Below are 8,156 nucleotides of genomic sequence, written 5' to 3' on the forward strand. Positions count from 1 at the left end.
CGCCGATCTCCACACCGCTTTCGGACATCTACATGTTCACGATCGAGGGGCCGCTCTCGCTGCAGGAGAAGCGCGAACTGCTCGACTGGACCATCCGTCCGGCGCTGCGCACCGTTCCCGGCGTCGCTGACGTGAACGCGCTGGGCGGCTTTGTCCGGACCTTCGAGGTCAGGCCCGATCCCGTTGCGCTTGCGGCGGCAGGGCTCTCCATCGCCGATATCCAGGCGGCGATCGAAAGCGGCAATCGCAACGATGGCGCCGGGCGCCTGAAAAGCGGCGAGGAAGCCCTGATCGTGCGTGCGGTGGGGGCGATCCGGTCGGTCGAGGATCTTCAGCAACTGGTCATTGTCAGCCGCGGCGACCGCATCGTTCGGCTCGGCGAGCTGGCGACGGTCGGCATTGGCAGCCTCACACGTTATGGCGCGGTCAGCAAGAATGGCCAGGCGGAGGCTGTTCAAGGACTGGTGATCGCCTTGCGCGGCGCCGATGCGCGGCAGGTGGTCGATGGTGTCCGCGCCCGCCTCGCGGAAATCGAAAGCACATTGCCCGCCGGCACCCATGTCGATGTTTTCTACGATCGGTCCGATCTGATCGCGCGCGCCGTCGGCACGGTCGAGAAAGCTCTGCTCGAAGCCGCCGTGCTTGTCGTCGTGCTGCTCATCCTGTTCCTGGGTGACTGGCGGGCGGCGGCGATTGTCGCTGCTACCCTCCCGATGGCGGCGCTCATCACCTTCCTCTTCATGCAGGGTATGGGCCTGTCCGCCAATCTCATGAGCCTTGGGGGCCTGGCTATCGCCATCGGCCTGCTGGTCGACGGGTCGATCGTGGTGGTGGAAAATATCGTCGAACGGCTCGGCCGGGCGCACGAGGAGGGAACCCCGCGCCTCAACCTCGTCTATCAGGCGGCAAGCGAAGTCATCGTGCCGGTCTCGGCCGGGATCGCCATCATTGCGCTGGTCTTCCTGCCGCTGCTGTCATTGCAGGGGCTTGAAGGCAAATTGTTCGCGCCGGTTGCGCTTACCATCGTCTTCGCGCTCGCCGGTTCGCTGCTGCTCGCGCTCACCCTGGTCCCCGTGCTTGCATCCTTCGGTCTCAAAAGCGGCCATCATGGCGAGCCGTGGCTGATGCGCCAGCTCGGCCCTCGCTATTGGGGGCTTCTCGACGGCGCCTTCGCGCGCAAGCGGGTGGTCTACGGGCTGTCGGCGGCGGGGCTTGTCATCGCCGGCATCGCTTATGGCGCGGTCGGCAAGACCTTCATGCCGACGATGGATGAAGGGTCGATCATCGTCCAGCTCACCAAGCTGCCCTCCATCGATCTCGACCAGTCGGTCAAGGGCGACATGGCCGCGCAGCGCGCGCTGATGCGCGTTCCGGAAGTGCAGGACGTGATCGCGCGCGTCGGATCGGACGAAATCGGCCTCGATCCGATGAGCCCCAATGAAACCGACAGCTTCGTTCGTCTGAAGCCGCGCTCCGAATGGCGCGGCGACAAGGATCTCATCGTCGAGGACATGCGCAAGGCGATGGCGGGCCTGCCCGGCATCGAGCCGAGCTTCACTCAGCCGATCGAGATGCGCGTTTCCGAAATGCTGACCGGCGCGCGCGGCGATCTTGCCGTCAAGATCTTCGGGCCGGATCTGGCGATGCTCGGCGAACTGGCGGATCAGGTGCAGCAGATATTGTCGAACGTCGATGGCGCCTCCGAAGTGCTGACCGTCGCCAATGACCGCGTCGATTATCTCCAGCTCGGCATCGACCGCGCCGCCGCCGGGCGCTTCGGGATGCCGGTCGACCGCATACAGGATGCGCTGCGCGCGCAGGTCGAAGGCGCCCATGTCGGTATCGTCGCCGATGGCCAGAAGCGCGTGCCGATCGTCATCCGCGGCGACGAGGCGCTGCGCACCGATCCCGCCCGTTTTGCCGATCTGCAATTGCATACGCCGACCGGCATTATCGCGCGGGTCAGCGACATGGCGCGGATCGAGCGGACCGAGGGGCCGGTCAAGCTCGACCATGAGAACGGGTCGCGCTTCGCGCTGGTGCAGGCGTTCGTCTCCGGGCGCGATCTGGTCGGCTATGTCGACGAAGCGAAAGCCGAGGTCGGCGCGAAGGTCAAACTGCCCGCCGGCTACAGCATCGTCTGGGGTGGGCAGTTCGAGAACCAGCAGCGCGCCTCGGCCCGGCTGGCGGTCGTGATTCCGATTGCGCTGCTGCTGATCTTCTTCGTTCTGCTGGCAACGCTGCGCTCGATGCGCGCCTCCGTGCTCATCCTTGTCAACATTCCGTTCGCCATGGTGGGCGGGATCGTCTCGCTCTGGGCTTCGGGAGAATATCTGTCGGTTCCAGCGTCGGTGGGATTTATCGCCCTGCTTGGCATCGCGGTGCTCAACGGGCTGGTCATGGTAACCTATTTCCGCCAGCTCCGGGCCGATGGGCGAAGCATGGCCGAGACGGTACGGATCGGCGCTGAACGCCGCCTTCGTCCCGTGCTGATGACCGCCAGTATCACGGCCTTCGGCCTTGTGCCGCTGCTGTTCGCGAGCGGCCCGGGATCGGAGATCCAGAGGCCGCTCGCCATCGTCGTGATCGGCGGTCTGATCACCTCCACCCTGCTGACGCTCATTCTGCTGCCAATCCTGTTCGAGCGTTTCGGTGAAAGCGCGGGAGAAACCGACAATGGCTGACATCCTCCTGACCTTCCATTGCGCGTCGCATGACGCCGATAGCGTGACCGACGCACTCCGCGCCGCCTGCGACGCGCCGATCCATATCGCCGAGCAGGCCGTGCGCGGCTGGGACTTCGGCGACGCCAGCACGGCGGAACGGGTTTCGGGACTGTTGCGGCGCAGCGCGCTGGAACTGATTGTCGATGAGGGCGCCCTGGGCGCGCTGGTAGGCGCGGTCACGCAATCGAAACGGTCGCTGCCGGTGCGGTGGCATACCGTCCCGGTTTCAGCCCGGGGGAGAATCGTATGAGATCGCCGATTGTCCTCGGGGCGTTTCTCGCATTGCTCACGCCCGCCGGGGTTCTTGCCCAGCGCGCCGATTTGCCGCCGGTCGAAAAGGTTGCCGAAGCGCTGGACAATCATCCGAGCGTGGCGGCCGCGCGGGCACGGGTGGACGCCGCCCGTGCCGACCGCGACATGCTGGCCAAAGGAAGCCATGAGATTGCGGTTGCCGGCAGCTATGTTCGCCGGAGCGTCGATCGCGAAGGCGGCTATGACGAATTCGATGCCACAATCAGCCGCCCGTTCCGTCTGCCGGGCAAAGCCGCGCTCGACCGCGAGGCGGGCGCTCTGGGCATAGAGGTCGCGGAAAACCGGATGGAGGATGCAAGGCATCAGGCGGCCTTGCTGCTGTCCGGCTATTGGAACGACTGGCTGGTCGCCGGCGGGCTGTATCGAAACGACCTTGTCACGGTGCGCTGGCTGGAAAAGGAGCTGTCCGCGCTGCGGCGGCGCGTTGCCCTGCGCGATGCGGCGGCGCTCGATGTCGATCAGGCGACAGCGGCGCTGGCTCAAGCTCAGGCCCAGGTCGCGACCTCGCTTGCGGCGCGCGAACAGGCGCGCGTGGCGCTGGCCGCTAACTTCCCCGAAATACCGCTGCCTGCCGAGCCGCCGGAAACAGCCGTGCCGGCGCTTCCACCGCAGGGGCTGGCCGCGATGCGGGATCTGGTGATCGAACGCAGCCATGAAATCCGCGCTGCGGATCGCGAAGCGCAGCGGCTGGCGGTTGTCGCGCGGCGCATTCGCGCGGACCGGATCGCCGATCCTTCCTTCGGCGTCCGGCTGTTCAGCGAGCGCAGCGGCATGGAACAGGGCGCGGGAATAGTCATGTCGATGCCGTTGGGGGGCGGCCACAGACGCGCGGCGGCGGACCGGGCCTCTGCCGAAGGCAATGCCGCACAGCTTGAGCATATGTCCGTCCAGCGGACGGTGACGGCCATTGCCGATGCGGATCTGTCCAATGCCACCTTGCGGCTCGAAGCATGGAAAAGCGCCGACCTGTCAGCGCAAAGCGCCGGCGACGCGCTTGCCAGAACCGAGCGTGGCTACCAGCTTGGTCAGATAGACCTTGCCGATTTGCTCTATGCCCGCCGCCAGGCCAATGAAGCGCGCCGGTCCGAGATCATGGCGCGATCGGAAGCGGCCCGCGCGCTGCTCAGGCTGGAGATCGATTCCCACAGTCTGTGGGTACATCATGATGACGATGGCGGTTGACGTCGCATCACGCGCGGGCGCGCACCAGCCAGGCTTTCGCCGCCATGTGAACACCTTCACCGTCGCGATTGCGCTCGAACAGTTCGACAAGGCTACGGTGAATGGCCGCGCGCGTGTCTTCCCCGCTTGCCCGGACGATATCGCCAATCTGCATCCCATCGAGCACGAAGCGGGTGGCGCTCTCGGGATCGCTGCCGGGACCGCCGACGCGCTGATCGCCATTCCAGGCGTCGAATGCAATGTCGGAGAAACCGGCGCTTTGCAGAAGATCGGTTACATAGTCCTGTTCGCCCAGCGCAAAGGGACCAGGCTCGCGCGGTTGCGGCGCGGGGAAGTCGATATGCCGGCGGATCGTGGCCATGACATTGCGTTGCCACGGATTGTCGGTGATCGGCGCCCACACCGCGATGTCGAGCCGTCCACCGGCGCGCAGCATCCGGCGCAGATTGGCGAAGGCGCGATAGGGTTTGGGAAAGAACATCGTGCCGAAGCGGGAGAACAGCCGGTCGAAGGGAGCTTCTTCGGGCATGGCCGTCGCCGCGTCGCCCTGAACAAAGCGGATATTGGCAAGGCCGGTGCGCCGCGCCCGCTCGCTGGCGGCCGCCACCAGATCGGGCGATAGATCGAGGCCAAGGGCCAGCCCGGTGTTGCCAACCGCGGCGGCGATCCTTCTGGTCGTCCAGCCTCCGCCGCATCCGATATCGACTACCCTTTCCCCGGCGGCATAGGCGGCCCGGGCGAGCAGCGCTTCGCCGATCGGCTCGATCATGCTCTCGAAACGGTCGAGTTGGCCGAGCCAGCGCGCGCCGGCTTCACCCGCCCAGTCGTGCGCGGCCAGCGCTTCGCTGTTCCCGCCGGAATTGTTCATCATAGCCCTCCCAGTATCATATCAATCGAAATCCGCCCACGACGCAGAGGGCGGTGAGCGGCCAATCGACATGGCCGGTCACGAAACCGGAGCCGAGGACGGTGCATTGGACAAGTCCCAGCCACCGCCGATCGCCTTGTACACCGCCACCAGTTGCACAGCAGTTGTGGCATGCGCGCGGACATAGGCGGTTTCAGCCTCGTGCAGGAGGCGCTGGGCCGCCAGCAACTCCACCCGCGCGATATCGCCGGCAGCAAAACGTGCCTCGGCATGACCGAGGCTCCGACGTGAGGCATCCAGCGCCGCTTGCCGACGCGCCACTGTATCAAGGCCGGCGTTATAATCGCCCAATGCGCGCTCGGCATCTCCCAGTGCGGTCAATACGGCCTGCTCATAGCCCAGCGCCGCCTGCCGTTGAACGGCCTTACGGGCGCGTATCTCCGCGCGCACGCGGCCGCCGTCGAACAATCGCCACGAAATGAGTGGCAGGATCGAGAAGCGGGCGCTGGACCCGTCGAACCATTCGCCTGTGCTGAGCGCCTGGAACCCGCCGCCGGCCCCGATGGACAGCTTGGGAAACAGTTCCGCCGTCGCCAAGCCGATGTCGGCGGTGCTGGCGGCCAGTTGGCGTTCAGCAGCCAGAACATCGGGGCGGCGGCGCAATATGTCGGCCCGTTCCCCCACTGGCAGCGCCGGCAAAGCCAGCGCCGGCGCGGCGGTATCGAGCAGCTTGAGTTCCCGTTCCGGCGGTGCGCCGAGCAGGACACCAAGGCCGAGCACCGCTCCGCGCTGCCGCGCCTCTATACCCGGCAACAGGGCATTGGCCGCGGCCCACTGTTCATGGGCGGCGTCCACATCGGCACCGGACACATCGCCGAGCGCGGCGCGGCTGCGTGTGAGCTCCAACGTCTGCTGAAACGTCGCGACTGCCGCTCGCTGCGCGCGCAATTCCTCTCCGGCGCCGGTCGCCTCAAACCATGTGCGGGCGACTTCGGCGGCGATCCTCATGCGCACGCCCTGCGCTTCGGCTTGCGTGGCCTGCAACCGGGTGCTCGCGCCTTCCAGCGCCCGCCGGTTGGCGCCGAACAGGTCCACTTCCCAGCTCGCGTCGAAACCGGCATCATAGATCGTCTGCGACGCCTCGAGGCCGGGAATGGTGCCGATCGGCAGCGGCCCGTTTTCGCTTTGCCGGCGCCGGTTCACGCTGGCGCCCGCGGCAACAGTGGGCAGTTGCCGGCCAGCGGCGCGATCCCGCAGGGCGCGCGCTTCGTCGATCCGCGCGGCGGCCTGGCGGATATCGAGATTTTGCGCCAGTGCGGTGTCGACCAGTCTCTCCAGTTCAGGATCGCCGAGCGTGGACCACCAGCGGGCAAGCTCGGCTGGCGCGGAAGCCTGGTCAACTGGCCGCGTCCAGCCGCCGCCCGTGTCAACGGCAGGCGGCGCGCGATAGTCGGGGCCGACGACGCAGGCCGTCAACGAGGCGCAGCCGGCTATCACTAGTGCGGCGCGCGACCGTCGATGGGGGGTGGATATCATTGCAGCCGTCCTCGAACGAAAATGGTGGCCATGGTGAGCGATACCAACGCGATCAACGCCAATGGCCAAAGGCTCGCCAGAATATCGCCGGGCGTCATCGCTTTCAGAAAGCTGCCTTCGACGATGATCAGGAAATGGGTCAGTGGAATCGCCTGAGCCAGCCATTGCAGCAGCATGGGCATGTTCTCGACCGGCGTGGCGAAGCCCGACATCAGAACGGATGGCACGCCGATGGCGAAGGCGCCAAGGATGGCCTGCTGCTGGGTCGCGCTGATCGCGGAAATCATCAGGCCGATGCCCACCACCGACAGGATGAACAGAATGAGGCTGACAAGCAGCAGCCCAAACGAGCCGTTGAACGGTATCTGGAACGGCCCCGCTGCGGCCGCCATCATCAATAGCCCGAGCATGGTGCCGATGACCAGCGCCGGCAGGGATTTGGATATGATGATTTCCGGCGTAGAGGTTGGCGACACCAGCAATTGATCGAAGGTTCCCAGTTCGCGCTCACGGGCGATCGATAGCGAGGTTATGAGCAGCGCACTGAAGAACGCCAATATGCCGGAGAGGCCGGGCACGATGAACCAGCGGTAGGTCAGATTGGGATTGAACCAGTTGCGCACCGCCACCGGCGTTGCCGGCCCGGTGCCGGCATTTGCCTCCGCGCCGACTTCGGCGGCGATGGCGGAGAGATAGCTGGCGGTGATCTGCCCTGAATTGCTGCGCCGGCCATCGACCAGCAGCTGGACGCGGCCAGTGTCGCCGGCAGCGATTGCGCGCGAAAAGTCCGGCTGGATATCGAGCGCCGCGATGACCTTGCCCTGGTCGATAAGGCGCCGCAGCTCCTGGCTGTCGGTCACGCGATGCACCTGGGTGATGAAGTCGGCCCGATCGAGCCGTGTCACCAGTTCATGGGACCAGCGGCCCGCATCCTGATTATGTACGGCGATATCGATATTGCGCACTTCCAGCGTGGCGGCAAAGGCGAACACCAGCAGTTGCAGCAGCGGCGGCACGAACACGATCATGCGGCTGCGCGGGTCGCGCAGGATGCTCAGCACTTCCTTGATGAACTGCGCTCGCAATCGGGTGATAGAGAGATAGCCATTGTGCCGCGCCATGGCTCGTCACTCCAGATTCTTGCGCGTGGCGCGTTTTGCCAGCAGGAAAAGCAGCAGGCCGATGACAGCCATCGCCAGCAGGTTCGGCAACAGGATCGCCCAGATGTCTCCGGCCAGAAAGACGGTTTTCAGCGAAGCGACGAAATAGCGCGCCGGGATCAGCCAGGTGATGGCCCGGATCGGCGCGGGCATGGCGTCGATCTCATAGAGGAAGCCCGACAGCATGAAGGCCGGCAGAAAGCCCGAAAACAACGCGATCTGAGCGGCCAGGAACTGGTTGCGGGTGACGGAGGAGATCAGCAGCCCCTGGCCCAGCGCCGGCACCATGAAAGTGGCCGAAAGCAGCAGGAGCGCGGCCAGCGATCCGCGCAGCGGCACGCCGAACACGAACACCGCCAACGTCGTCGCGCC

General features: G+C 65.9%; 7 protein-coding genes. 3 read left to right on the forward strand and 4 right to left on the reverse strand.

The window, feature by feature from the left end:
- From SGR02S_RS17920 to SGR02S_RS17930, 3 genes are all read left to right on the forward strand, one after another.
- The coding region (locus SGR02S_RS17920; RefSeq protein ID WP_067113236.1) for an efflux RND transporter permease subunit at positions 1-2,684 on the forward strand (2,684 nt) is incomplete at its 5' end.
- Positions 2,677-2,976: a DUF3240 family protein gene (locus SGR02S_RS17925; RefSeq protein WP_067113239.1), complete on the forward strand. Its 300-nt coding sequence runs from the start codon at positions 2,677-2,679 to the stop codon at positions 2,974-2,976. The genes SGR02S_RS17920 and SGR02S_RS17925, both read left to right, overlap by 8 nt.
- Complete coding sequence (locus SGR02S_RS17930) at positions 2,973-4,220, forward strand: TolC family protein (protein WP_067113241.1); 1,248 nt, start codon at positions 2,973-2,975, stop codon at positions 4,218-4,220. Before SGR02S_RS17925 ends, SGR02S_RS17930 begins: the two co-directional genes overlap by 4 nt.
- Positions 4,221-4,227: 7 nt before the next feature.
- Here the strand turns inward: SGR02S_RS17930 and SGR02S_RS17935 are convergent, their stop codons facing one another.
- The 4 genes from SGR02S_RS17935 to SGR02S_RS17950 all read right to left on the reverse strand — a co-directional run.
- The gene (locus SGR02S_RS17935; RefSeq protein ID WP_439951067.1) at positions 4,228-5,091 is read right to left on the reverse strand and encodes a class I SAM-dependent methyltransferase; all 864 of its coding nucleotides are present in this window, start codon (positions 5,089-5,091) and stop codon (positions 4,228-4,230) included.
- A 75-nt stretch (positions 5,092-5,166) separates the two neighbouring features.
- Positions 5,167-6,624: an efflux transporter outer membrane subunit gene (locus tag SGR02S_RS17940; RefSeq protein WP_067113245.1), complete on the reverse strand. Its 1,458-nt coding sequence runs from the start codon at positions 6,622-6,624 to the stop codon at positions 5,167-5,169.
- Positions 6,621-7,745, reverse strand: coding sequence for an ABC transporter permease (locus tag SGR02S_RS17945; protein WP_067113248.1), 1,125 nt, complete (start codon positions 7,743-7,745; stop codon positions 6,621-6,623). The genes SGR02S_RS17940 and SGR02S_RS17945 overlap by 4 nt, the downstream gene beginning before the upstream one ends.
- A 6-nt stretch (positions 7,746-7,751) precedes the next feature.
- Positions 7,752-8,156: ABC transporter permease (locus tag SGR02S_RS17950; protein WP_156483124.1), on the reverse strand; the 405-nt coding region annotated here is incomplete at its 5' end.

The sequence above is a fragment of the Sphingopyxis granuli NBRC 100800 genome (assembly GCF_001591045.1).
Classification (GTDB): domain Bacteria; phylum Pseudomonadota; class Alphaproteobacteria; order Sphingomonadales; family Sphingomonadaceae; genus Sphingopyxis; species Sphingopyxis granuli.

What these genes read in the sequence shown, in the direction of transcription:
- SGR02S_RS17925 (WP_067113239.1), top strand. Translation starts at nt 2,677, where the DNA reads ATGGCTGACATCCTCCTGACCTTCCATTGCGCGTCGCATGACGCCGAT.
- SGR02S_RS17930 (WP_067113241.1), top strand. Translation starts at nt 2,973, where the DNA reads ATGAGATCGCCGATTGTCCTCGGGGCGTTTCTCGCATTGCTCACGCCC.
- SGR02S_RS17935 (WP_439951067.1), bottom strand. Translation starts at nt 5,091, where the DNA reads ATGATGAACAATTCCGGCGGGAACAGCGAAGCGCTGGCCGCGCACGAC.
- SGR02S_RS17940 (WP_067113245.1), bottom strand. Translation starts at nt 6,624, where the DNA reads ATGATATCCACCCCCCATCGACGGTCGCGCGCCGCACTAGTGATAGCC.
- SGR02S_RS17945 (WP_067113248.1), bottom strand. Translation starts at nt 7,745, where the DNA reads ATGGCGCGGCACAATGGCTATCTCTCTATCACCCGATTGCGAGCGCAG.